This is a genomic window from Chitinimonas violaceus, from assembly GCF_052601015.1.
Genome location: NZ_JBQXDJ010000029.1, coordinates 25,301 through 49,432, shown reverse-complemented (window position 1 = coordinate 49,432; position 24,132 = coordinate 25,301). Strand labels below are relative to the sequence as shown.

The 24,132-nt window shown below is 53.7% G+C and carries 21 protein-coding genes; 2 read left to right on the top strand and 19 right to left on the bottom strand.

What is annotated here, in order from left to right:
- Positions 1-95 precede the first annotated feature (95 nt).
- On the top strand, positions 96-848 hold the full coding sequence (locus ACUHMQ_RS11595; protein ID WP_445295624.1) for a DUF3387 domain-containing protein: 753 nt from the start codon (positions 96-98) through the stop codon (positions 846-848).
- Between the two features lie 22 nt (positions 849-870).
- Here the strand turns inward: ACUHMQ_RS11595 and ACUHMQ_RS11590 are convergent, their stop codons facing one another.
- From ACUHMQ_RS11590 to pcnB, 17 genes are all read right to left on the bottom strand, one after another.
- Positions 871-1,176 carry a hypothetical protein gene (locus ACUHMQ_RS11590; protein WP_445295622.1) on the bottom strand — a complete coding sequence of 102 codons (306 nt, stop codon included), beginning with the start codon at positions 1,174-1,176 and terminating at the stop codon, positions 871-873.
- A gap of 108 nt (positions 1,177-1,284) precedes the next feature.
- Complete coding sequence (locus tag ACUHMQ_RS11585; protein ID WP_445295621.1) at positions 1,285-1,527, bottom strand: hypothetical protein; 243 nt, start codon at positions 1,525-1,527, stop codon at positions 1,285-1,287.
- A 55-nt stretch (positions 1,528-1,582) separates the two neighbouring features.
- Positions 1,583-1,780, bottom strand: coding sequence for a hypothetical protein (locus ACUHMQ_RS11580; RefSeq protein WP_445295620.1), 198 nt, complete (start codon positions 1,778-1,780; stop codon positions 1,583-1,585).
- A 208-nt stretch (positions 1,781-1,988) separates the two neighbouring features.
- Positions 1,989-2,498, bottom strand: coding sequence for a hemerythrin domain-containing protein (locus tag ACUHMQ_RS11575; protein ID WP_445295619.1), 510 nt, complete (start codon positions 2,496-2,498; stop codon positions 1,989-1,991).
- A gap of 386 nt (positions 2,499-2,884) precedes the next feature.
- Positions 2,885-4,297: a glutamate synthase small subunit GltD family protein gene (locus tag ACUHMQ_RS11570; RefSeq protein WP_445295623.1), complete on the bottom strand. Its 1,413-nt coding sequence runs from the start codon at positions 4,295-4,297 to the stop codon at positions 2,885-2,887.
- 49 nt (positions 4,298-4,346) lie between these two features.
- On the bottom strand, positions 4,347-8,801 hold the full coding sequence (gene gltB / locus ACUHMQ_RS11565; RefSeq protein ID WP_445295618.1) for a glutamate synthase large subunit: 4,455 nt from the start codon (positions 8,799-8,801) through the stop codon (positions 4,347-4,349).
- A gap of 583 nt (positions 8,802-9,384) precedes the next feature.
- Entirely contained in the window at positions 9,385-10,083 is a 699-nt protein-coding gene (locus tag ACUHMQ_RS11560; protein ID WP_445295617.1) for a transporter substrate-binding domain-containing protein, read from the bottom strand.
- 555 nt (positions 10,084-10,638) lie between these two features.
- Positions 10,639-11,535, bottom strand: coding sequence for an oxygen-dependent coproporphyrinogen oxidase (gene hemF, locus ACUHMQ_RS11555; protein ID WP_445295616.1), 897 nt, complete (start codon positions 11,533-11,535; stop codon positions 10,639-10,641).
- A 34-nt stretch (positions 11,536-11,569) separates the two neighbouring features.
- The gene (locus ACUHMQ_RS11550) at positions 11,570-12,364 is read right to left on the bottom strand and encodes a glycosyltransferase (protein WP_445295615.1); all 795 of its coding nucleotides are present in this window, start codon (positions 12,362-12,364) and stop codon (positions 11,570-11,572) included.
- A gap of 33 nt (positions 12,365-12,397) precedes the next feature.
- Complete coding sequence (gene panD, locus ACUHMQ_RS11545; protein ID WP_445295614.1) at positions 12,398-12,778, bottom strand: aspartate 1-decarboxylase; 381 nt, start codon at positions 12,776-12,778, stop codon at positions 12,398-12,400.
- A gap of 410 nt (positions 12,779-13,188) precedes the next feature.
- The gene (gene panC, locus ACUHMQ_RS11540) at positions 13,189-14,031 is read right to left on the bottom strand and encodes a pantoate--beta-alanine ligase (RefSeq protein WP_445295613.1); all 843 of its coding nucleotides are present in this window, start codon (positions 14,029-14,031) and stop codon (positions 13,189-13,191) included.
- A 19-nt stretch (positions 14,032-14,050) separates the two neighbouring features.
- A complete protein-coding gene (locus ACUHMQ_RS11535; protein ID WP_445295612.1) occupies positions 14,051-14,566 on the bottom strand; it encodes a GNAT family N-acetyltransferase in 516 nt (171 codons plus the stop codon).
- Between the two features lie 15 nt (positions 14,567-14,581).
- Positions 14,582-15,373: a 3-methyl-2-oxobutanoate hydroxymethyltransferase gene (gene panB, locus ACUHMQ_RS11530; RefSeq protein ID WP_445295611.1), complete on the bottom strand. Its 792-nt coding sequence runs from the start codon at positions 15,371-15,373 to the stop codon at positions 14,582-14,584.
- A 494-nt stretch (positions 15,374-15,867) separates the two neighbouring features.
- Positions 15,868-16,278 carry a hypothetical protein gene (locus tag ACUHMQ_RS11525; RefSeq protein WP_445295610.1) on the bottom strand — a complete coding sequence of 137 codons (411 nt, stop codon included), beginning with the start codon at positions 16,276-16,278 and terminating at the stop codon, positions 15,868-15,870.
- A gap of 567 nt (positions 16,279-16,845) precedes the next feature.
- Positions 16,846-17,484, bottom strand: a complete 639-nt coding sequence (locus ACUHMQ_RS11520; RefSeq protein ID WP_445295609.1) for a deoxynucleoside kinase — start codon at positions 17,482-17,484, stop codon at positions 16,846-16,848.
- Positions 17,485-17,541: 57 nt separating this feature from the next.
- The gene (folK, locus tag ACUHMQ_RS11515; protein WP_445295608.1) at positions 17,542-18,021 is read right to left on the bottom strand and encodes a 2-amino-4-hydroxy-6-hydroxymethyldihydropteridine diphosphokinase; all 480 of its coding nucleotides are present in this window, start codon (positions 18,019-18,021) and stop codon (positions 17,542-17,544) included.
- Entirely contained in the window at positions 18,018-19,358 is a 1,341-nt protein-coding gene (pcnB, locus tag ACUHMQ_RS11510; protein WP_445295607.1) for a polynucleotide adenylyltransferase PcnB, read from the bottom strand. Before pcnB ends, folK begins: the two co-directional genes overlap by 4 nt.
- 121 nt (positions 19,359-19,479) lie before the next feature.
- Here pcnB and ACUHMQ_RS11505 point away from each other — a divergent pair, with 121 nt between their 5' ends.
- Positions 19,480-20,319: a PhzF family protein gene (locus tag ACUHMQ_RS11505; protein WP_445295606.1), complete on the top strand. Its 840-nt coding sequence runs from the start codon at positions 19,480-19,482 to the stop codon at positions 20,317-20,319.
- Between the two features lie 442 nt (positions 20,320-20,761).
- Here the strand turns inward: ACUHMQ_RS11505 and ACUHMQ_RS11500 are convergent, their stop codons facing one another.
- Complete coding sequence (locus ACUHMQ_RS11500; RefSeq protein ID WP_445295605.1) at positions 20,762-22,297, bottom strand: hypothetical protein; 1,536 nt, start codon at positions 22,295-22,297, stop codon at positions 20,762-20,764.
- 915 nt (positions 22,298-23,212) lie between these two features.
- Entirely contained in the window at positions 23,213-23,989 is a 777-nt protein-coding gene (gene yaaA, locus ACUHMQ_RS11495; RefSeq protein ID WP_445295604.1) for a peroxide stress protein YaaA, read from the bottom strand.
- Positions 23,990-24,132 lie beyond the last annotated feature (143 nt).

Below are 24,132 nucleotides of genomic sequence, written 5' to 3'. Positions count from 1 at the left end.
TACTAAGCTCAATCGGCTACGTGCCACCAGCAGAAGCGGAGACAGCTTATTACCGACAGCTAAACGAGCAGGCACAGTTCGCCTGTCTCTAACAACTGAGCCTCCACGAAAACCGGGGGGATTCAGTAGCCTTCTTCCAGGCCATCAAAATCATCCTGACTAAACGCGAACTCAGCGCCAAGAAAAAAACGGACGAAGAACGCGAACTAGCCATTCGGCAGATCATCAGCACTGCGGTGGTGTCAGAACAAGTAGTAGACATCTTCGATGCCGTCGGCCTGGAAAAGCCCAATATTGGCCTGCTCAGTGACGAATTCCTTGCCGAAGTACGCAACCTGCCAGAGCGCAATCTGGCGGTAGAGCTACTGGAACGGTTACTCGAAGGCGAGATCAAATCCAAGTTTGCAAACAATGTCGTACAGAACAGAAAATTTTCCGAGCTTCTATCTCAAGTCATTCAGCGCTACCAGAACCGCTCGATTGAAACGGCGCAGGTCATTGAAGAACTGATCGAGATGGCTAAGAAATTCCATCAGGCAGCCAGCCGAGGTTACACCATGGGGCTGACAGAGGATGAGCTACGTTTTTACGATGCGCTGGCCAACAACGAATCTGCGCTTCGCGAATTGAATGATGAGACACTCAAGAAGATCGCCCATGAGCTAACTGAAAACCTGCGCAAGAACGTGACAGTAGACTGGTCACAGCGGGAAAGCGTACGGGCCAAGCTGCGTCTGATGGTGAAGCGAATACTACGGAAATATAAATACCCACCAGATCAGCAGGAAGAAGCTGTACAGACGGTACTGGAGCAAGCAGAAGCAATCGGCGAAGGATGGATTATTTGAATGGGTAGTATCAGTCAAATGGCTAGGCTGTAAACTCCGCATCAGAGTCACAACCCCTCCCCGCTGCTATCTGCCTGCGCCACCACCAACGCCGCCAGGAAACCGGCAGCAGCCGGCCATATTGTTCCGGCCGTAACAGCAAGTCGCAGGCGTAACGTGACACATCAGACTGCCAGACCAGTGCCGGGCATCCCCCGCTGTGGATACGAAAAAGACGTCGGGCCACCGGGCAGGGCTCGGCCGCGCAACACACACCACAGCCATTGCAGGGCTGTCCCCAGGCAGGCTTGGGTGGGGCAAGAGAATGAAGATAGATGGTTTGCAGCATCAAGCACGCTTGTGGGCTGAACTTCCGACTCCAATGTAGCCGATGGCCAGTGGACTCGCCGACTTTCGCCCTTTAACTGCTGATTACCAATCCAATCTCCAGAGAAACCTATACGGCGTTTTTTCTTGCCGCAGCCTGCCGACGATAAACTGTTTCTGGCTTCCTCTGCCGGGCCGGCTGCTCGTCAGCAGCATTTGTCGCTTCTTCAAGTTGGCGCTGCAAGGGGTCGAAATCGTCCCACCCCTGGTTGACCCACCCTTCTTCCTGCACGGTCGTAAGGCGACGGGCAGCCTGCGCATGGGATACAACAGGACGCATCAGCAAAACGGGTATTTCATGATGGTTCGTCATTTTTTCCTCGCTTTGTAGGGTTTGGTAATGGCTACCCACTTCCGTGTCTTCTTCCCTATCGGGTGAAGAACTCGGCATTTGCCGCATACACATCGTGGACAGCTGGAGCAAGCATCGCGCCGAACTCATCCACTTCACACTCTCTGATACGTTCGGTCTGGCTCTTTTTCTTGTCGCCAAACACAAGGAAGAAGGGTTTTCTCCGTCTGGGCAACTTCATCTGCGTGGTAATCGGGTGTATTTCTGGAGTCATGATGTTCTCCTCTAAGAACCTGCCCACAGTCTTACTGCGCAACCGTGATCAGGGCTCATGTGCTGCTCGAAAGCCTCATGTACCAAAGTACACTCCGGCCTCTTTGCTGTGCTTCACCCTGCTAGCAGCTGCTCGTGACAGACGCGAACAAGTTCCGGCAGTAAGTCGCATGGATGCTTGGTATGCATGCAAACAAGGCTTGTAATACTTACGAAGGCTTCCTTTCGCTGTGAGCAATCAGCTCTTCCTTCTTCCTGCTCATTTCCTCACCCAGTTCAGCCAAATCCAGCCTCTTCTTGGCTAATGGGAAAATTTCTTCTTCCTCTTCCCTGACATGATGATTGATGTACTCACCAAGTACCGTGACAGTGGCGTCGTAAAGCGGGTCGGTTGGCTTCATACTGGATATCTGCGCGATCAACGTCTTTGCACTCGCGTGTTCTACGGTCGCTTCGTCGATCAATCGTTCTGTGCTCTCATCCAACAACATGGCTGGGTAGAAAACGGCTTCCTCTGCCGCGGTATGAACCATTAGTTCGAAGCAAATCTGCTGCGCAAGTTCACTTTTTCCCTTGGCCTTACCTTTGCCGATCAGCTTCTTGTAGTCGCTGAACAGCTTCTTAACCTTTTTGTGATCTTCGAGCAGCATATGAACGGCATCGGGCTCAGTACGTTTTCGCGGCGCCGTATCTTTTCTGTTTTGGATGGTAGGCATCATTTCTCTCCAGTAGGGCCGCGTTCGGGTAACGCTGCTATTGGTAGAGCGGGCAAGTGCCGTTCCCAAAGATGGGATAGACCGTAAACAGGCAGGAAATACATAGGGCGACCTGACGCTACTCAGTGAAACTCAAACTCCCCTGCGTACTTATCCAGACCATTGCAGAGCGGATTGGTTGCGTAAGAACGGGTTCCCACAAGCTTGCTGCGCAGCTGTGATCAGGGCTTATGCGCTGCTCTGCGCTCTGCTGAAAACTGCTCTCAACCTATCTTGAACAGGTTCCAAAAGGCCGTAGCAAAACCTACAACCTTTGCAAAAATTGCCTGATGGGGTGATGCGCTGCCCCACCAATCGGTGAAGGCAGCGTCGACCATCAACTACCTGGCTTACCAAACGCCGAGATAAGCCAATATTCCTTCTGCGGCCTGGCGCCCTTCAAACACGGCGCGCACAACAAGGTCGGCTCCCCGAACCTGGTCACCACCGGCAAAGACTTTGGGGTTACTGGTCTGATATTTGAAGGCTTGCCGCTCCTTCGCCAAGGTGCGACCGCGCTCATCCGTCTTGATACTGTTGGCAGCAAACCAATCTTCCGGCTTAACCTGGAAGCCAAAGGCGATGATGACGTGATCGCAAGCGATGATCTCTTCCGACCCAGGCACGACGACAGGAGCACGACGCCCCTTTGCGTCAGGTTCACCCAATTGCGTGGTGACCAGCTTCACACCCAGCTGCCCATTTTGCTGAAGAATCTCGACCGGTTGGCGGTTCCACAGAAACTCGACGCCCTCTTCCTTGGCATTGGCTACTTCACGCTTGGAACCCGGCATATTGGCTTCGTCGCGGCGATAGGCACAGGTCACCCGGGCCGCACCCTGACGAATGCTGGTACGGTTACAATCCATGGCGGTATCGCCACCGCCCAGCACCACGACACGCTTACCCTCCATGCTCACATGGGTCTCCCCCTCTGGCAGGGTGCCCATACGGTGCCGGATGTTATTGACCAGAAAAGGCAGGGCTTCAAGCACACCCGGCAGGTCTTCGCCAGGAAAACCACCCTTCAGGTACTGATAAGCCCCCATCCCCATGAAGACCGCGTCGTAATCCTGCAGTAGCGCCTCAAACGCGATATCGCTTCCAATCTCGGTATTGAGACGGAATTCAACGCCCATCTCTTCCAGGATCGAACGGCGGCGAAGGACGATTTCCTTCTCCAGCTTGAACTCCGGTATGCCAAAGGTCAGCAGGCCGCCAATCTCTTCGTACCGGTCGAATACCACCGGCTTTACGCCATTGCGCACCAGCATGTCAGCTGCAGCAAGACCCGCCGGCCCCGCCCCGATAACGGCCACCTGCTTGTCCGTCTTCACCACCTGACTCATATCCGGCCGCCAGCCCTGCTTGTAGGCTTCGTCCGTGATGTACTTCTCCACCGAGCCGATCGCCACCGCGCCAAAACCACCCTGATTGAGCGTACATGCACCTTCACATAGGCGGTCCTGCGGGCAGACCCGGCCGCAGATTTCCGGCAGAGAGTTGGTCTTGTGGCTCAACTCGGCGGCTTCGAACAACTTACCTTCCTGTACCAGCTTGAGCCAGTTCGGAATGTAGTTGTGCACCGGGCATTCCCACTCGCAGTAAGGGTTGCCACAGCTTAGGCACCGGCTGGACTGGTCTGCCGCCTCACTCTTCTGGAGCGGCGCATAGATTTCAATGAACTTGCTGCGGCGAAAGCTGGCGTCAAACTTTGCACCTGGGTCGCGCGGCAGGTTCAGGAACTGGAATACATCACCCATCATCGTGTCCTCGACGTCCTTCCCTCGTTGAACGAGGGAGGCGTTCTGATTAATCTTTTAGCAGGCTGTCAAGCTTGGTGGCCTTGGGTTTCACCAACCAGAAGTAATCGACATAGTCGTCGAAGTCCTCCAGGATCTGCGCACCGATCACCGATCGGGTCAACGCCACATGCTGCTCGATCTTTTCCTTCAGGAAAGCACGGTGCTGGCCCATGGCTTCACCATTGATCAGGTGAATGTCGATCAGCTCATTGTTGTAGCGGTAGGCGAATTTCTCATCGCGGTCGTAAACAAAGGCAAAACCGCCAGTCATCCCCGCACCAAAGTTCAGGCCGGTCTGACCCAACGCAATCACGCAGCCGCCCGTCATGTATTCGCAACCATGGTCACCCAAGCCTTCCACCACGGCCAATGCGCCTGAATTGCGCACTGCGAACCGCTCGCCAGCAAGACCCGATGCAAACAACTCGCCACCCGTAGCGCCGTAAAGGCAGGTATTGCCGATGATCGTGCCTTCATGCGGTTGGTACATCACCTCCCGAGGGGGATAGATCACCAGACGCCCGCCATTCATCCCTTTGCCCACGTAATCGTTGGCGTCGCCCTCCAGCGTCAGGTTCAGACCCTTGGCATTCCAAACGCCAAACGACTGCCCGGCCGACCCCTTCAAACGCACCGTTAAGCTATTGGCAGGCAACCCCTCTGCCCCATGCTGCCGCGCAATCTCGCCCGACAGCCGCGCACCGATGGAGCGGTTGATATTGCGAACGTTGTATTCCATCTCCAGCGGCGTCCTGGCTGCGATGGCTGGCAAAGCATCCTTGATCATTTTTTCTGCCAGCTCGCCCTTGTCGAAGCTCGGGTTGCTGTCAGCCGTGCAAAAGCGTGGCTCGTCTTCAGGAATACCACCCTGGTTCAACAATACGGCCAGATTCAACTTACCCTGGCGCTCGCTCTCACCCTCCAGCACTTCCAACAAGTCGGCCCGTCCGATCAATTCCTCCATCGAACGTACACCCAGCTTGGCCATCCACTCCCGGGTCTCACGGGCAACAAAGGTAAAGTAGTTGACTACCATTTCCGGCAAACCGATGAAGTACTTGGAACGCAGTTTGATCTCCTGCGTAGCGACACCGGTTGCGCAATTGTTCAGGTGGCAGATGCGCAGGAACTTGCAACCCAGCGCCACCATCGGACCAGTACCGAACCCGAAGCTTTCCGCCCCCATGATGGCAGCCTTGACGACATCAAGACCGGTTTTCAGACCACCGTCAGTTTGCACCCGCACACGGCCACGCAGGCCGTTGGCGCGCAGCACCTGCTGAGCTTCGGTCAGACCGAGCTCCCATGGCGAACCCGCGTATTTCACAGAAGACAGCGGTGAAGCACCCGTACCACCGTCGTAACCCGAAATCGTAATCAGATCGGCATAGGCTTTGGCCACACCGGCAGCTACCGTACCCACACCCGGCTCCGCCACCAGTTTGACCGACACCAGCGCTGAAGGATTAACCTGCTTAAGGTCGAAAATCAGCTGGGCCAAGTCTTCAATCGAATAGATATCGTGATGCGGCGGTGGGGAAATCAGGCTGATGCCTTCCTTAGCATGCCGCAGGCGGGCAATCAGGCCGCTCACCTTGTCACCAGGGAGTTGCCCGCCTTCGCCGGGCTTTGCGCCCTGTGCAACCTTGATCTGCAACACCTCAGCGTTCACCAGATAATGTGGCGTGACCCCGAAACGGCCCGATGCGACCTGCTTGATCTTGGACATCTTGATCGTGCCATAGCGCGCCGGGTCTTCACCACCCTCGCCACTATTGGAACGGCCGCCGAGACGGTTCATACCCTCGGCCAACGCTTCATGCGCCTCGGGCGACAATGCACCCAACGACATACCTGCCGAATCAAAACGCTTGAGGATGGCTTCCAGCGGTTCCACCTCGTCAATTGCAATCGACTTCGCCTGGTCCACCTTTACCCGCATCAGATCACGCAACATGGCGACAGGCCGGGTATTGACCAGCTCGGCATAGCGCAGGTACTCGGTGTAATCACCGTTCTGCACAGCTTTTTGCAGCTGCATCACCACTTCGGGGTTGTACGCATGGTATTCCTCACCATGCACATACTTGAGTAAGCCACCCTGTGTGACTGGCCGCATGGGGTTGAACGCAAGCTTGGCCAGACTCTTCATATCGACTTCGAAGTCGGCGAAGCTCGCGCCGCCAATTCGGCTTACCGTGAATGGCATGCAGGTTTCGACAATCTCATCTGCAATGCCCACGGCTTCAAACAGCTGCGCACCCCGGTAGGAGGCCACGGTGGAGATGCCCATTTTTGAGAGCACCTTCAACAGCCCCTTATTAATGCCCTTACGGAACTTGCTCATGGCTTCGGACTGCTTTTCATTCACCGAGCCAGTCTGGATCAGGTCCGCAATCACCTCATAAACAAGATAAGGGTGAACAGCCGTCGCCCCGTAACCGATCAGGCAGGCGAAATGGTGTGGGTCACGCGCCGTGGCCGTGTCGACGAGCAAATTGGTTTTGCAACGCAGGCCAGCATTCACCAGGGCGGTGTGCACCGCTCCCGTCGCAAACAAAGCATGAATAGGCAAGCGGCCGGGCGCGATATGCCGATCTGTCAGCACCGCAATTGCCAAACCCGCGCGAGACGCTCGCACCACCTGCTCAGTCAACGCAGTAATGGCTCCCTTTAGGTCGGTTGCAGCCGGGTCATAGCAAAGGTCGAAGGTCTGGGAACGGAATTGATCATCCGCCTGGTTGGTCAGCAGCTTGAACTTCTCATAGCTGAGTATGGGGCTGCTCACCTCGATACGTTTCGCGTGATCAGCAGTTTCCTCAAAGATATTCTTCTCGGCCCCGAATACGGTATTGAGCGACATCACTACCGCTTCACGAATCGGGTCGATCGGCGGGTTGGTCACCTGGGCAAACTGCTGGCGCAGATAGTCGTATGGCGAACGCACACGCTGCGACAGCACCGCCATGGGAGTATCGTCACCCATCGACCCGACCGCCTCCTGAGCCTCTTCGGCCAGCACACGGATCACAGCGTCGCGTTCTTCAAAGCTGATCTGAAAGTGCTTTTGGAAGATATTGAGCTGGTCTTTACTCAATTCCGGCCGGCCACGGTCCTCATCCATCGAGAGTTCCAGCCGGTTGGCGTACTGCTTGATCCAGCGCCGGTAAGGGTGAGCTGCCTTGAGCTTGGCATCAATCTCATGCGGCAGCAGCAACTGGCCGGACTGCATATCAACCGCGATAATCTGCCCGGGCCGTACACGCCCCTTCTTCACAACATCTTCAGCCTTGTAAGGCCAAACGCCGATTTCCGACGAGATGGTGAGGTGACGGTCGCGGGTCAGCACATAACGCGCAGGACGCAGGCCATTTCGGTCCAACATACAGCCAGCGTAACGGCCATTGGTGAGCACAATGCCGGCCGGGCCATCCCACGGTTCCATATGCATGGAGTTGTATTCGTAGAAGGCGCGCAGTTCTTTATCTGTGCTGTCCACGTTCTGCCAGGCAGGCGGCACCAGGAGGCGCAACGCGCGGAAGAAATCGATGCCGCCCATCAGCAGGCCTTCGAGCATGTTGTCCAGGCTCATCGAGTCTGAACCATCAGTCTGCACAATGGGGCGAATGTCATCCATGTTCGAAATCAGCGGTGACGCCATGATGGCTTCACGCGCCCGCGCCCACGACCGGTTGCCCGAAATCGTATTGATTTCACCGTTGTGCGCCACATAACGGAAAGGCTGCGCCAGTTTCCATTCCGGCCAGGTGTTCGTGCTGAAGCGCTGGTGAAACACAGCCAGCGATGAGGTGAAACGCTCATCCTGCAAATCGGGAAAGAACACCGGCAGGTTTTCCGGCGTCACCAAGCCCTTGTACGACATGGTGTGGGCCGACAAAGTCGGCATATAAAAACTGGTATCCGCAAGATTGGCCTTTTCGGCCAGACGACGGCCGATATATAGACGGCGCTCAAAGCTGGCGGCATCCATATTGGCAGGGCAATTGACAAAAATCTGGGCAATGGCCGGCAGCGTCTTCAGTGCATACTCGCCGCAAGCGCGGGTATCGGTCGGCACAGTACGGAATCCGGCAACCTCCAGGCCCTGCTCTTCCAACTGGGCCTTCAAGGTCGCCAGCGAAGCCTTGCCGACTTCCAGATCGACACTGTGAAACACAAGCCCAGCGGCGTAGTGATGTCCCAGCTCCAAACCTTTTTCATGCGCCACGCTGCGCAGGAAGCTATCGGGCTTACGGAACAAAAGCCCGCAACCATCACCCGACTTGCCATCAGCCGCCACCGCACCGCGGTGAGTCAGATTGGCGAGCGATGAGATAGCAGTGGAAACAAGCCAGTGAGAGGGCTTGTCGTCCATATTCGCGATCAGGCCGAAGCCACAGGAGTCCTGCTCGAAACTGCGGCGGTAGAGCGTACCGTCGAGACGGCGCTGTCTGTCATCCATATGCGTGATACCCGTGTACGTGCGGAGCGGCATTCAGTGGCAGGTAGGCTTTTGGCGTATACCACCACGCTGCGGCCCCTTTATGGGGAAAGCGACGCTCGGTTCCGGCCGGTGTGGAAACACACATGGCGTTGCGTTGAGCCAACCTGTCGAGGTTCTCTCTTAGAACCTATTCACGATCTTGCTGCGCAGCTGTGATCAGGGCTTATGTCCTGCTCTGTACCCTGCTGCCAGCTGCCCACGACAAATCGTAAACAGGCTCTTACGGCGGCTGCACTGCGCGGGTCTCGCAATGCGGTCGTTCAACGCTAAAGGGGTCGGTAACAGCCGTCCGAGCGCAACGAAAACAAAGCCTGCCGACCCACACCAGGGCTTCGACAGGCTTGAATGATTCTAGCGGACCGAGGACGGCAGTTGCAATAATTTTGTGCAGCGCATGAATCTATTAGAATCAAACACTTACATAAAAAATAGTATCTATTATTTGCATAATCGTGACAAAAACTTATGAATATGCGACTTAAATGAAACACAAACCACAAATTAATCGGCCGAGTCGGTAAAGCATGCTGGAAACAGAAAGTTAGGGCTTGGCTGTTGCCGACCATTCATTACGCACACGCTGGTAATAGTCGTCCAGCCCATATTTGATCCAGATATCCTGCGTGGACTCCACGAACAATCCATCGCGCGCAACCTGCCGCAATGCATTCAGCGTTCCCTGCTCAGTACTAGGGTTACAGGCAAGCCAGCGTTCTATCCGGGTCATCAGAAAGTGGCGCTCGATTGGGTATTTAGCCTTACTTGCAGTAAGCGCGGGTCCTATATCGCTGATCAACACATCAAAGCGTCTGGCCATCAACATCGGTAAGCCACGGCTGTTGATTTGCAGAGCCTCATAGGCCACACCTTCCGATTCCAGCAACTGACGTATCTCTGCGATATCGATACTGCCAACTCTGAAGCCCTTCAGATCAGACAAGCGATTGATCTCGCCAGTCAGACCTTGGCGGCTATATACCCAGATTTCCATAGGCGCGATCCGCCCCAGGAATGACAGGCCTTCTACAGTAGTCGGCGTGTAATTCAAGGCCAATACACAGTAACCTGGATTCTGTACCGCCGTAGAAATCGCCCTACGGATGGGCATAGTCACCACCTGTGCTTTAATCCCCTGCGCAGCAGCAAGCTGTACGAACGCTTCCACATAAGGGCCGCTTGGTGTACCCGCATTTTCGATAACAAACGGCGGATAGGTTTCGACAAGTACAGTCACAGGCATATGCACGGCTGGCACAGCCGAGCTTATCCCTACTGCAGCACACCACAGCAGCCAGCTGGTCCATAACGCTTTGTACGTTGCCTTGGCCACAACTTACCTACCAGATACCTCTGTACACACGATTAAGAGACTGACAATTTGGTCTGCCAGCACCCATTCAATTGAGTGCCTAACCGTATACAGTCGCCATACCCGGCTATTAGCAGTGCTATCCCACTGGGCATACCCCGGATCTTGGGAAAACCTCAACGCAGTAATCCAATAGCCGACACCTACTGAAAACAGTCACTGTCTGCAGTTTAGATAAGCGCTCAGGAATACCAAGCTTGGGAACCTGTTCAAGATCTGTTGCGAGTAGCTGTCAGCAGGACACATAGCAGCACATAACTCCTGATCACAGCTGCGTAGTAAGATCGTGAACAGGTTCCAAGAACCCGTTCACGACCAATCACGAACAGCTGAGGTACAAAAATAACTTAGCCCCCATAACGGGGGCTTCAATACAACATATGATGGCAAATCACTGCTGCACAACGGTGTCACAGCAAGCTATGGCTATAACCAGTTACGGCTCGTCAGAAACTCACTGACCAAGGTCGCTTCCGGCGTTCCAGCCTGAGGCTTGTAGTCGTAGCGCCAGTTGGCCACGGGTGGCATCGACATCAGAATTGACTCAGTACGGCCGCCAGACTGCAAACCGAACAGTGTTCCCCGATCCCAGACCAGGTTGAACTCAACATAACGGCCGCGGCGGTAAGCTTGCCAATCACGCTGACGTTGGCCGTAAGTCATGTCGCGACGCCGTGTCACGATCGGCAGATAAGCCGGCAGGAAAGCATCACCCACTGCGCGCACCATGGCAAAGCTGTCGATCAGGCCAAGCTCGTTGAAGTCGTCGAAAAATATGCCGCCAATACCCCGTGGTTCCTGGCGATGCTTCAGAAAGAAGTACTCGTCACACCAGCGTTTGAATCGTGGGTATTTGTCATCGCCATATGGCGCAAGAGCATCGGCACAGGTCTGGTGAAAATGAACCGCGTCTTCCTCAAAACCATAGTAAGGCGTCAAGTCCATGCCACCGCCAAACCAGAAGACATCGTCTTGTCCGTCGGCAAAAGCGCGGAACATTCGTACATTCAAGTGAACAGTCGGCACATACGGATTACGTGGATGGAAAACCAGGGACACCCCCATGGCTTCCCAGGCACGACCTGCCAGCTCGGGGCGGTGGGCACTGGCTGAAGGGGGCAGCTTATCTCCTGTGACATGGCTGAAACCCACACCCGCTCGCTCCAACAACTGGCTCTCTTCCAAAAGGCAGCTGAGACCACCTCCGCCAGCCGGCCGTTTCCATTCATCACGCAAGAACTTGCCACCGTCAGCGGCTTCCAGACTAACAACGATGCGCTGCTGCAAATCAAGGAAATACTGTTTTATCTGCTGGGTATCCATGGTCATGACTCTGTTTAGAAAGGTGTTATCCAAATCAATCAGGCTGGGCAGTTGCAACCAACTTGAGCGCCAAGGCAGGGCCGGGATCAAAACCAATGAGATTAATGTGGCGTGCACGCTGGGTTTCGCTTTGCTTCTGCCACCAATGTGCCGCTTCGATCAAACCGGGACCTATATCCTTGGCGTCAGGCGGGGCGGCTTCACCCAACATTTGATAATGGTGTTTCCAGTGACTGGTATAAGCCACACTGATCTGGGGAAGATGCGCACAGCGAATACCGCGAGCCTGAAGCGCTTGCCAGAAGATACGATCTCCGATCAGATGAAAAGGTTCGGGCATCAATGCCCAAATGGGCGTCAAATCCAGTGCCTTTCCGGTAAGGAACAGGCAATTGGTATCTGCAAATGCCACAGGAGCCAGATCATCCTGCACCGGCATAAGCCGGCCATCAGGATAGGTAAAGAAACGTCGGGTACTCAATACCTCAAAACGTCGCTCGCTTGCCTCCCATGCCGATACCAGACCGGCGACATGCATAGGCAGAAAGTAATTATCTGCGTCCAGATAGCAGATCGCCTCAAACCCCTCACGCAATGCTAGCAATGAACCCACTGCACGCGGCGTATCACCGTAATCAACATGCTCTGCGCCTAACTGCACATGACGAACAGCCTCTGCCCCCACCCACGGTTGCGGATGACCATCCGACACCAGGAAATGCGTACACGGATAGCGCTGACTACGCACGCTTTCAATACAACGAGCCAGCTGGGTAGATGTTTCGCGGTGATACGCCGTAATCACAGCCACACGCGGTGAGCTAGCCATCAGTAATACACATGAGCCTCAAATCACCCCAGCTTACACCGGCTGCACCGGGGTCAGGCTCGACAGCTCTGCAATACCGTTCTTTGCATCGACAAACACGAGTCTGGGTTCATGCGATGCAATCTCGGCATCTTCGTATACGCCAAAACTGGCGATGATCAAGATATCGCCTACCTGCACCCGGCGCGCCGCCGAGCCATTTACAGAAATCACGCCCGAACCACGTTCCGCACGGATAGCGTAGGTTTGAAAACGCTCACCGTTGGTCACGTTCCAGATATCTATCTGTTCATACTCACGGATATCTGCCGCTTCGAGCAGGTTCTCATCGATAGCGCATGAACCAATGTAGTTGAGCTCAGCATGGGTGGTGGTGACGCGATGCAGTTTGGACTTGAGCAGATGGCGTTGCATGGTATTTCCAATACAGAGACCGAGCTTTTAAACACGGCCGTGATGTTGAAGCGAATGTCGGGACGATACGCCTACTTGTTCAAATTCTCTTTGAGTTAGGACAAAGCAAGGAGAAAAGGATCCGAAAAACGATACTCACAATGGGTAAATCCATATCACTCGAGTGTTTTCGCCTGGTTTTGCCCTAGCTCGCGAGAACTTGAATAGATTCTTAGAACCTGTTTACGATCTGTCGCGAGCAGCTGTCAGCGGGATGCAGAGCAGCGCAAAAACCGGAGTGTACTTGGGTACATGAGGCTGCGAACTTCTTGGTGCGAAGCACCGTAGCAGTTCGGCGTCCCCCTTACGGGGGCTTTTGAGCAGCACATAAGCCCTGATCACAGCTGCACAGTAAGATCGTAAATAGGTTCTTAAGCAGCTGGTAAATTCACTTCGAGATTGTCGATCAGACGTGGTTTACCCAGACGGGCGGCCGCCAGGATCACCATTTCGCGGTCACCCGGCCGGGCATGTTCCAGCCGTTGCTGGTCGCGTATCTCAACGTAATCAACTCGCCAACCATGGTTTTCCAAGTCAGCACGGGCGGTTTCTGTCAGCTTGACGAAGTCGGTCTCACCCGCTTCCAGTGCAGTCTTGATGGTGGAGAGGTTACGGTACAAACGGGGCGCCTCCTGCCGCTCGGTCTCTGTCAAATAACTATTTCGCGAAGACAGCGCCAAGCCATCGGCAGCACGGCCCGTATCAACCGGCACGATCTCCACCGGCATGTCCAGATCAGCCACCATGCCTTCGATCACTTTGAGCTGCTGGAAGTCTTTCTTGCCGAACATTGCAGCATCGGGCTGGACAATATTGAACAACTTGGTCACCACGGTGGCGACACCACGAAAATGGCCGGGGCGAAACTGACCATCCAGCTCATGTTGAATGGCAGGCGGTTCAACCTTGTATTGCTGTTCGATGCGTGGATAAAGCTGCTCTACCCCCGGATGGAAAACGGCATCAACCCCGACTGCCTTGAGTTTGGCGCAGTCTTCCTCGAAGGTGCGCGGGTAGGTATTGAAGTCCTCACCCTGACCAAACTGCAATGGATTGACGAAGATAGACACAACCACCTTACCGCCACGAGCCTTCGCTGCTGTGCAGAGCGAAATATGGCCTTCATGCAGATTGCCCATGGTGGGAACGAACGCAACAAAGCCTGCGTTTTTGCGCCAGGCGCGAAAATCGGCGATGGTGGTGAAGATTTGCATAGGAGGGAAACTTTCCTTATCAGGCCAACGTCTTGGATAGACGCACAGCCGGCCAAGACTGGCCATTGAATTCACGCACGGGCCCAGTATCGGCCTCGACGCTAAAGCCCAGACGTTGGGCCAATGCCAACGCAGACTGGTTCGCCGCCAATGTATCAGCAACCAACCGTTGACAACCTAACTGTTCAGCAGCGAAATGTAGCAGGCGGTCTACCGCTTCCACCGCAAGCCCCTGCCCCCAGTAACGTTCACCCAGCTCGCAACCAAGTGACATTTCACCCGGTTCAAGCGTACGGACACCGCACGATCCAATCAGTGCGCCACTTGCCCGCAGAGTAATCGCCAACTGCCAGCGAGTACGTACCGGTTCGTGCTGCCAATCGATGAACATAGCCAACAGGCGTCGGCTGGCTTCAGGGCTGACTTCATCCGCAGCATATAGCCGGCCAAATTGCACGCCAGTACGCAGTGCGATGTAGTCCGGTTCATCGGCTGGTTGGAAGTCGCGCAATATCAAGCGGTTGGAAGAGAGCATCAGCACCGATGCTGCTCAAAAACTGTGTTCAGCCGCCGGAAAAGTCTTGGCCTTCACTTCACGCACATACGCTTCGAGCGCACCGCCAATACTGGTCGCCCCCTGCATGAAGTTCTTCACGAAACGCGCCTTCTTGCCGGGGTAGACACCCAGCATGTCGTACACCACCAGGACCTGGCCATCGACATCGACCCCCGCGCCGATACCAATGGTAGGCACCTGCAAACTGGTTGTGATTTCCTTGGCCAATGTGGCCGGCACCATTTCCATCAGCACTACCGCAGCACCTGCAGCCTCCAAAGCCTTGGCATCCCGCTTGAGCTGATCGGCATCGTTTTCAGTACGGCCTTGCACCTTATAACCGCCAAAAGCATGCACTGATTGCGGTGTCAAACCAATGTGGGCGCAGACCGGGATACCGCGTTGCACCAGGAAACGCACCGTCTCCGCCATGTATTCACCCCCCTCCAGCTTTACCATCTCCGCGCCGGCCGCCATCAGGCGCGTGGCTGCGTCGAATGCTTGCTGTGGGCTTTGCTGGTAGGCACCAAATGGCAAGTCCGCCACTACCATGGCTTGCTTGGCATGCTTTACCACGCAACGTGTGTGGTAGACCATCTGATCAAGCGTAACGGGCAGGGTCGATGTCTCGCCTTGAATCACCATGCCTAGCGAATCACCCACCAATAGCATCTCGACACCGGCATCAGCCATCAGGCTGGCGAAGCTGGCGTCGTAACAGGTCAACATGACGATTTTCTGGGCTTCCTGCTTGAACTTTTGCAGGGTGGAAACGGTGATCTTCATGGGGAAATCCAGTCAGTTTATCAAGCGCTTGCTCTATATTTCAGCAAGGCTATGCATAAGCCAAACCAACATGGTGTCGGTGCATAAAGCCTGTTTATGATATTGCAGAGCGGTTATACGGGCAGCGCATCTATGCGTCGGAGACTTCCGCAGGAAAGTCTGAAACTGACGAGGCGCTACACACCAAACCAGACTGCAATCCCATGTATTGCCACACAAACGGGTTGTAGCGCTGCACCACTTTATATGGCTGCGCGCGACTGAGCATAAACAGGCTCTCAGCATTTGGCTGCATCTTTTGAATGCGGTGCAACAATAGCCGAAAGTCACCAGTAGGCTCAACCCATTTCCGACGTTCACCCGGTAACCCACATCTAGGCTTACAGGCTAGACAGGAATATGGCTCATGTACCTTGGAAGCTATTTACGATCTGTCGCGAGCGACCATCAGCAGAATGAATCGCAGCATAGAAACCGGAAAGGGCCAAATAAGCTTATATCTGCGCCATCAATTTATTTGCAGCAGCCTGGTACGTTTTCATTAATCCCCATGCCATCAAAGCACTTGCGGGCCCAACGACTAAGAGATTGATAGGTGGCGCCACCAAATAAATAATTGCGGTGGTAGATGCCTTAGAAGCAGAAAATACCGTGTAATAAATGCTCAGATCGAAGATCAACCCACCAACAGCTGCACCAAAACCCAGGATAGGCATAGTGGACTTATGAGCCACTGCTGCTGCGATTACATAGGGTGCACAAGAACAAATAAAGAAACCGATAAGGCAGGGATTAAAATCAAGCGCGACTTCATTTAACGCAATATATGCATGTAAGACCAACCCAAAAAACGCAGCCAAGAGCGCAGTATTACGGACAGGTCGGATAAATAAATGTTGAATCATAAAAAATATATGTCCTAAATATCTATGCGCAGCCTCACTACGTACGCTCACACATTCAAGGCTGGTGCAAAGTCATACAACTACAGAACCACTTCACAATCTTGCTTAGCCCTAGGACAGTGGCCTACGTGCTGCCCACTGTCCCTCAAGACCATCCGGCGACAAGCTTTGAATCATCCTGATAGATCGCGCCCAGACTGACATACACCGTGGGTTGCGTTACGGGTGCCATTCTGCCGTTCAGCATAGCCGCGATAAATATCTGGAATTCCAACTAATAGTTCTATTTATTAGAACAATGAAATGGGGAGCATGGGCTACCACCCATACAGGCTTGGCAGCAAGGAAGACTAAGGCTTGGCCAGTGCAGGCAACCCACATAGCCCCTATCTCTACAGGGAATTAACAGGCGACTAATGTCCTGCTCAGAACTACAGCGCATCACGAGCAGAAGGAGGAGTACAGCAGAGCCAACGAAAGACAGCGTGGATGAAGTTAATTACAAAGCATCGTCGAAAACGTCATGAACAGCACCAACTGCGGTGCTCATGGAACTACAGCAAGGACTCAGGCCTTATTGAAGTATTCACGCGCACTACGCATACCGTCTATGCAGCGCAGCAGCAAATGAAAGTCATCGACATCATCCGCCAGATTCAAGTGCTCGGTATTCACAATTAATAGCGGCGCATCTGTGTAGTCGTAAAAGAATCGGCTATAGCGCTCTGCCAATTGGCGCAGATAGCTATCTTCCATCTGCGCTTCATAGTCATATGACCGGCTTCGTACCCGGTCCAGCAAGGTTTCTATATCCGCCTGCAGATAGATGACAAGGTCAGGCGTGGGGGCGCGAACGCGCAAATGGCGATAAATGGTGGAATAAAGGCTGAACTCCTCGTCACTGAGGATCAACTGGGCAAATAACGGATCCTTATCAAAGATGAAGTCGGCAATCGTCTGGCCGCCAAACAAATCCATCTGGGTAAGGCTCTCTACCTGCTCGACCCGTTGAAACAGAAAAGACAGCTGGGTAGGCAGCGCATAACGCTGCATATCCTCGTAGAACCTGGGCAGGAAAGGGATCGCATCCGGTTTTTCCAGCAGCAGATTGGCACCCAGGTGCTCGGCCAAGCGTTTAGCCAAGGTTGTCTTACCCGCTCCGATAGGACCTTCAACAACGATATAGCGATAGCGCATCAGGCTCATTGTCGACTCCCTGTAACGGTTTGGCGGGCATAGTTCTTACCTTTGTATTTTCTCCGCCTACAACCTGTGTAGACCTGTTCGGTCGCAGCTTGCAACCAACTCCGCCAACACGCTGCCGTCCGGCAAATGCAAATCTGCCGCAATTTCGTGCAAAGGTACCAGCACAAAGCTGCGGTCCCGCATACGTGGATGTGGGACCGTCAGACGCTTGTCATGCATCACTGCATCGCCGTACAGCAGCAGGTCCATATCCAATGTACGTGGCGCATTACGAAAACTGCGCTGCCGGCCGAACAGTTCTTCCAATGCCAGCAATCCATCCAACAAAGTGTACGGCGTCAGATCAGTATTGATAACGGCAACAGCATTGATGAAATCGGGTTGCTCCAGATAACCCACCGGCGCACTGCGATATAGGGACGATGTCGCAATCAACCGGGTTGTTGGCAATGTAGCCAACCCTTGCATGGCCGCCTGCACCGTGCCGGCTGCGTCCCCAAGGTTGGCACCAAGGCCGATATAAGCCCGTATGCTCATTGTGCGTTATCCACAGCTGCACCGGCTCCGCTACGCGGGCTGCGACGACGGCGCCGCTTTTTAGCAGCCGGGTCGCCCGACTGAGGGCGTATCAACATGGCCTCGCGCTTCTGGCTATCAGCGGCCTGGAATTCCGTCCACCAATCGGCGAGCTCCTGCGGTACCTCTCCCGACCCGGCTCTCAAACAGAGGAAGTCATACCCGGCCCGAAAACGAGGATGCTCAAGCAAGCGGAAAGGTTTGATGCCGGAACGATGCTCGAAACGCGGCTGCAAAGCCCAGATTTCCTTCGTCGTGCTGCCATAACGACGCGGAATCGCCAGTTTCTCTTCCTGTACAGCCTCGACCTCATCGATAGCAGCGAAGAGAGCCAACATCGGTTTTTCACCTGCCGATTTGCGCTTTTCCCAGTTATCCAGCACTTCAAGCCAAAGCAACGAAGCAAAGACATACCCGGCCGACACAGGCTTATCTTCACGAATGCGGCGATCGGTATTTTCCAACGCAGCACGCAGGAAGGCCTCGCCATTCGGCATCGCCATCATCTTGTCCAGCAACGGGAAAAAACCGTGGTGCAAACCTTCATCACGCAACTGCATCAGGCATGCCCAGCTTTGACCGCTGAACAACAATTTCAGCATCTCATCGAACAGGCGCGAGGATGGGACATTCTCAAGCAGGCCGGCCAATTCACGTATCGGTTTGCGCGTGAGCGGGTCGATGCTCAACCCCAACTTGGCTGCCAGACGCACCGCCCGCAGCATACGCACAGGGTCTTCGCGATAGCGCACAGCAGGCGTACCTATCATGGCGATACGCTTCTTTTCGATATCCACCACCCCACCGTGGAAATCGATGATCTCTTCCCGGTTTGGGTCGTAGAACAAGGCATTGACCGTAAAGTCCCGCCGCTTGGCGTCGTCCTCCTGGCTGCCCCAGGTGTTGTCCCGGATGATACGACCCGCATCATCGGTCATGGCATCGCCACTACCGCGGAAAGTGGACACTTCCACCACTTCATCGCCATACAGTACATGTACCAGTTTGAAGCGCCGGCCAATGATACGGGAACGGCGAAAAACCTTGTGCACCTCTTCGGGCGTGGCATTGGTCGCCACATCAAAATCTTTTGGATCTTTTCCAAGCAATAGATCACGTACCGCACCACCCACGATGTAGGCCTCATAACCTGCGGCTTGTAATTGGTCCGTGGTTTTCAATGCAAAGGATGGCAATTGGTCACGGTTGATTCCGTGACGTTTGAGCGGAATGACCACCCGGCCGCCGCCATGGCGCTTGGTTAGCCTGAAGACGCGGCCGATCAATTTTCGAATCATTTGTTTTTTGAATGTAAATGTCCCAGAGGAAGTCTTGATTATAACGGCATGCACTGCCGCAAGCGGGATAGCGTTTCTATAACCTTATTTCCGTTATTTCCATTCATAGGAGTGACTTGTCTTGCCAGCTATCCGATATCAGATCCTGAACGTGTTTGCCGAGACCACTTTCGGCGGCAACCCGTTGGCTGTCATTGAAGACGCATCAGCGCTTAGCGACCAGGAGATGCAGATGGTCGCCCGGCAGTTCAACCTGTCTGAAACCACCTTTCTGCTCCCTTCCGACTGTGCCACTGCAAAAGTGCGGATCTTTACCCCTGGCTATGAGATGCCTTTCGCCGGACATCCCACATTGGGTACTGCACATGTGGTGCGCCAGTTGAGAGAGTGTGGGGACGAAATCACACTGGAAATGCAAGCCGGGATCATTCCAGTACATGCCAATGGTGATCGTTGGACGCTGACCGCCAACAGCCCAGAACACCGCCCTATGTCTGCCAGTACAATAGAACTGGCTGCCATGCTGGGCTTACCGGAAAAAGCAATTGGCGGTCCAGCACTATGGGTGAGCTGCGGTAACGAACAGGCGATGATTCCGCTGGCATCACCGGAATACGTGCACGCCTGCAAACCCGATGATGAGCTGATGCGTCGTTACAGCGTCAACAATACGGGCAAGCCCAAAGCGTATGTATTTGCACGTACCGACAAAGGTTTCGAATCGCGCTTTTTCTGGACGCCGGACACCGGCATTGCAGAAGACCCAGGCACGGGGTCTGCAGCTGCCAATCTGGGGGGCTATTGGCTGGCAACCGAGGGGCAGACACCGCTCGACGCCACCATCCTGCAAGGTACTACCATGGGCCGGCCCAATGTGTTAACCCTGAAAGTCGAGGCAGGAAGAATCCATGTCGGCGGCCGGGTTCAGGTGTTGGGGGGTGGGGAACTGCATTGGGACTGAGAATCTGCTCATTATCTTACTACGCAGCTGTGATCAGGGCTTATGTGCTGCTCGAAAGCCACCGCAAGGGAAAGTCGAACTGCTAGGGTGCTATCGCACCAAGAAATTTGCAGCCTCATATAACAACAGTACATTCCGGTTTCTGCACTGCTCTGCACCCTGCTGACAGCTACTCGCAACAGATCTTGAACCGGGTCGGAGATATCAGTAGTGCAGTTTGAGGGATTAGAGACAAGCCGGACGCTGGAAACAAAAGCGCCTCCACTCACCGGCGGCGAGTAGAGGCGTAATAGGCTAAGGGGTAACCCGCTTTGGATTGCCCATCAAACTGATTGGATGGCCATGCGCGGCTGGCAAGGCGAGAGGCGAACCTTGCAATGCCTGGGCTGCTGGACAGATTCTTATCGCACAGCTTCCAAATCAGCCTTACTCAGCACAAAACTTACTGACCTGCAGACAACTTGAACAACTGTTCCACCACCGAAGTCAGAGGCTGGCTGTAGCGTGATGCATTGACTGCAGGGCCCGTCCAGTGTGCTGGCAGCGGGTTACGTGTATCCCACAGCTCGTTCGGGTTGTAGTACGACACAGCACGTTGGTTTGCAGCTGGCGTCCACAGGAAGTCCGGATGACGGTTGGTGTACCACTCACCGCCAATGATGTTGCCCTTGGCATCCAGTTCCAGGTCGTACATGTAAGAGACGTTGTTGATGGCGTCATTACGTGGGCCATCGGTCTCGGAATGTGTAGGTGAAGTTTCCACGATGTAGCTCAGGTTCATCTTCACACCGACAATGTTCACTGCCGTGTTGCTGCGGTAGGTCGCAAACTTGTCGCTCGTGTAGTTAGCACGGGCGATCATGGCTTCCTTGGCGGTGTTGTAAGCGCGACCGGTCTGTGGGTTGAAGTAGGTGTAGCTATATGCAAGAACCGGCTGGTTCCACACTTCGTAATCGTAAGTTGCATCGATCACGAAGCTGCGCTTGGCAACACCAATCTGGTTAACCACAGTCTGGTGCCAGCTGCCTGGGTTGGTGTCGAAACAAGCCTGATCGGTTACGCGACCGTTCTGATCCTTCGCAGGATCTTTGGTGTTACAACGACCACCGATAAAGCGGGTGGACGGTGCAGCTTCTGCCCACAGCAAGGTACCCAATGCCTTCACGTCGGATGGATAGAACTTGATAGCCTTACCAGCTGGCGAAGTCACCGTGATTGCCCGCTTAGGACGTGGCAGCATGTATGCAGCCGGTGCCCAACCGTGGCACAGACCCATCCAGGCTTCAACGCTACCGTTACTGTTGAAATAGCCTTCGCCCATCTTCCAACCAGCACTGGTCAGGCTGAAGCTGCCGTCATTAACCAGCAGGTCATATTTTTCGGCTGGGGACAACAAATCTGTCTTCAACGAAGTGAGGTAGCCGGCAACAGGACGCAGGTTATTGGAATAGGTCCAGTAGTCTTTCCAGTTGCTTGGATTGTTGCTGTACACATCTGGGTCGCCATAACGGTAGCTAACCGAACCGTTGTAGAGCGGCCAGTAGGTATCAGACCATGGCTGTTCGTTCAGCCTGGCGCTGCTCAGACCGCGGTTGTCCATATCCAGGACATTGCTCAACAAGCTAGCGCCGTTATCCACCAGGTTTGCGGGATTATCATTACCACGAATGGCGGCCATTGCACGAACACGGCCCTTTTGCGCACCATTCAACAAACGGGTACGTGCTGCATCTTTATCTTCAACAAACTGGCCGGATTGAATGGCTTGTTGAGAAAACTTAGGCACTGATTTAAGTGCATAAGGAACCGCCGCAGTTTTAGCAGGCAATTCATCCATTGTTTTCTGCGGATCACGCTGAAAACGCTGTAAATAATCGTTAATGGCTTGTTGCTCTGTTTGGCTAACTTGAGCAAAAGTGGGGACAGAAAGTGCAAACGCAATTGCGGTAAGGCAAAACTTGGCCTTATTTTGGAACATGATTACGCCTTTTGTTAAATACAATTAAGTTACAGGCGCTTTTCCACAGCATTACTTTTATATATTGCCTATATAAAAAGCAATGCAAATATATAAACAGCCAATACCGTGGAGAGCACCTGCCTGCCTTATCAGAGCTTTTGGCTCTTATTTAGCAAGCACCCTGTCCGCCGGCCTTCCAGCTTACAGGTGGATGATCAGATTGTAATTTCGGAGAGAGAAATACCGATCTCATCAATTGCGCAGTCTACCAGCAGATTTTAAAAATGAACATTTAGTCATTTATTATTAAAAATAAAACATTTAATACAATTCTAATTTATATGTTAAATCATATACAATATATAGAGCAATTGCTTGTTAATTAGTTATTCATTGAATTAGAATTCTTTTTAAATCTTTATTTTATTGTCATTAATAGATTAAGCAGCGCAACTTTTAATAAAGAACAAAAGAGCAGATTCTTGAGAATAACAATAGCCCGGTATTAGTTACTATTATTAATATCAACGCCCAATTCCCTAATCCAATCAATGCAAAAAACAGAGCAGCGGGCTTTATTCGATTAGTTGACAGTAAAGAAAATAATCCCCTACTGCTCTCCTGGCTTCTAAACGAATCGGAGTTCACCAGTGACGCGTAGGGGGGAGATTGTCTTTAGAGTCCATCCACAGCCAGCAGCAATCAGTCAGCCGGGCATGGTTCGAGACGTGGGAAGTACAACCAGGTGAAGCGTTGTAAAACGCACACACAACGCTCAGCTTCAGCGCTATGCCATACAGCGCGCCTCGAGAAACCTGCTCACGAACTTACTTGTAAATGCAGCCATGACTCAGGGGAGCTGATGCGCTGCTCGAACAACCCCCTACAAGAGGGGAGCCCCGGTGCTTCGCACCTAAGCATCTGCAGCGCTGCCTAGGCCGCAAGATCGCGGCGGAACACCAACTTATCCTGTGCGCTCTGGGTAGGTTCAAAGCGATAACCTTCCAAATCAAACGCTTTCAAATCCTCTACCGTCTCGGCGTGATTCAGCATGGCGTATCGCACCATCAAACCGCGTGCACGCTTGGCATGAAAGCTGATGACTTTGTATTGGCCATTCTTGCCATCTTCGAACACACAATCGACCAATCGGCCTTGCAGCTGTTTACGCTTCACCGACTTGAAGTATTCCTCACTGGCCAGATTCACCAGCACGGGCTCGGCCAATCGCGCCAGCTCGGCATTCAAGGCATCGGTAATCGTATTACCCCAGAACTCATAAAGGTTCTTGCCACGCAGGTTTGCCAACCGTGTACCCATCTCCAGCCGATAAGGCTGCATCAAATCCAATGGGCGCAGAACACCATACAAACCGGAAAGAATCCTTAACCGCTTCTGGACAACGGTGAGTTGGGCATTGTCGAAACTGGCAGCATTCAAACCCTCGTACACATCCCCCATAAAAGCCAATACGGCTGGCTTACTGTTCTGAGGGGTAAACCTTGGTGACCAGCTCTGGTAACGGGCTGCATTCAACGTCGCCAGGTTGTCCGAAATCGTCATCAACTTTGCGAGGTCCGCTGGGCTTTGCTGGCGCAGGGTTTCAATCAGCTGCGTCGACTGCTGGATAAAGGCTGGCAGCGTGCTGTGCTCGTACGGAGCAGGGGTATCAAAGTCGAGGGTTTTGGCAGGTGAAATAACGAAGAGCATGATGGGTTGGGGAAACACGAAGAACAAAGCAGTGTACCGACAGGCCAGTCAAACACCTACACGGACTTCCCCATGGATCCCATGCATCTGTCTCTGGTCACGCGTAGCTTCCCAAAACAAAAGGGCGCGAAGATATTCGCGCC

What these genes read in the sequence shown, in the direction of transcription:
- ACUHMQ_RS11520 (WP_445295609.1), bottom strand. Translation starts at nt 17,484, where the DNA reads ATGAGCCTGATGCGCTATCGCTATATCGTTGTTGAAGGTCCTATCGGA.
- ACUHMQ_RS11525 (WP_445295610.1), bottom strand. Translation starts at nt 16,278, where the DNA reads ATGATTCAACATTTATTTATCCGACCTGTCCGTAATACTGCGCTCTTG.
- panB (WP_445295611.1), bottom strand. Translation starts at nt 15,373, where the DNA reads ATGAAGATCACCGTTTCCACCCTGCAAAAGTTCAAGCAGGAAGCCCAG.
- ACUHMQ_RS11575 (WP_445295619.1), bottom strand. Translation starts at nt 2,498, where the DNA reads ATGATGCCTACCATCCAAAACAGAAAAGATACGGCGCCGCGAAAACGT.
- ACUHMQ_RS11535 (WP_445295612.1), bottom strand. Translation starts at nt 14,566, where the DNA reads ATGCTCTCTTCCAACCGCTTGATATTGCGCGACTTCCAACCAGCCGAT.
- ACUHMQ_RS11590 (WP_445295622.1), bottom strand. Translation starts at nt 1,176, where the DNA reads ATGCTGCAAACCATCTATCTTCATTCTCTTGCCCCACCCAAGCCTGCC.
- ACUHMQ_RS11570 (WP_445295623.1), bottom strand. Translation starts at nt 4,297, where the DNA reads ATGGGTGATGTATTCCAGTTCCTGAACCTGCCGCGCGACCCAGGTGCA.
- ACUHMQ_RS11560 (WP_445295617.1), bottom strand. Translation starts at nt 10,083, where the DNA reads ATGCCTGTGACTGTACTTGTCGAAACCTATCCGCCGTTTGTTATCGAA.
- ACUHMQ_RS11585 (WP_445295621.1), bottom strand. Translation starts at nt 1,527, where the DNA reads ATGACGAACCATCATGAAATACCCGTTTTGCTGATGCGTCCTGTTGTA.
- ACUHMQ_RS11550 (WP_445295615.1), bottom strand. Translation starts at nt 12,364, where the DNA reads ATGGCTAGCTCACCGCGTGTGGCTGTGATTACGGCGTATCACCGCGAA.
- gltB (WP_445295618.1), bottom strand. Translation starts at nt 8,801, where the DNA reads ATGGATGACAGACAGCGCCGTCTCGACGGTACGCTCTACCGCCGCAGT.
- pcnB (WP_445295607.1), bottom strand. Translation starts at nt 19,358, where the DNA reads ATGATTCGAAAATTGATCGGCCGCGTCTTCAGGCTAACCAAGCGCCAT.
- panD (WP_445295614.1), bottom strand. Translation starts at nt 12,778, where the DNA reads ATGCAACGCCATCTGCTCAAGTCCAAACTGCATCGCGTCACCACCACC.
- yaaA (WP_445295604.1), bottom strand. Translation starts at nt 23,989, where the DNA reads ATGCTCTTCGTTATTTCACCTGCCAAAACCCTCGACTTTGATACCCCT.
- ACUHMQ_RS11580 (WP_445295620.1), bottom strand. Translation starts at nt 1,780, where the DNA reads ATGACTCCAGAAATACACCCGATTACCACGCAGATGAAGTTGCCCAGA.
- hemF (WP_445295616.1), bottom strand. Translation starts at nt 11,535, where the DNA reads ATGGATACCCAGCAGATAAAACAGTATTTCCTTGATTTGCAGCAGCGC.
- ACUHMQ_RS11500 (WP_445295605.1), bottom strand. Translation starts at nt 22,297, where the DNA reads ATGTTCCAAAATAAGGCCAAGTTTTGCCTTACCGCAATTGCGTTTGCA.
- panC (WP_445295613.1), bottom strand. Translation starts at nt 14,031, where the DNA reads ATGCAAATCTTCACCACCATCGCCGATTTTCGCGCCTGGCGCAAAAAC.
- folK (WP_445295608.1), bottom strand. Translation starts at nt 18,021, where the DNA reads ATGAGCATACGGGCTTATATCGGCCTTGGTGCCAACCTTGGGGACGCA.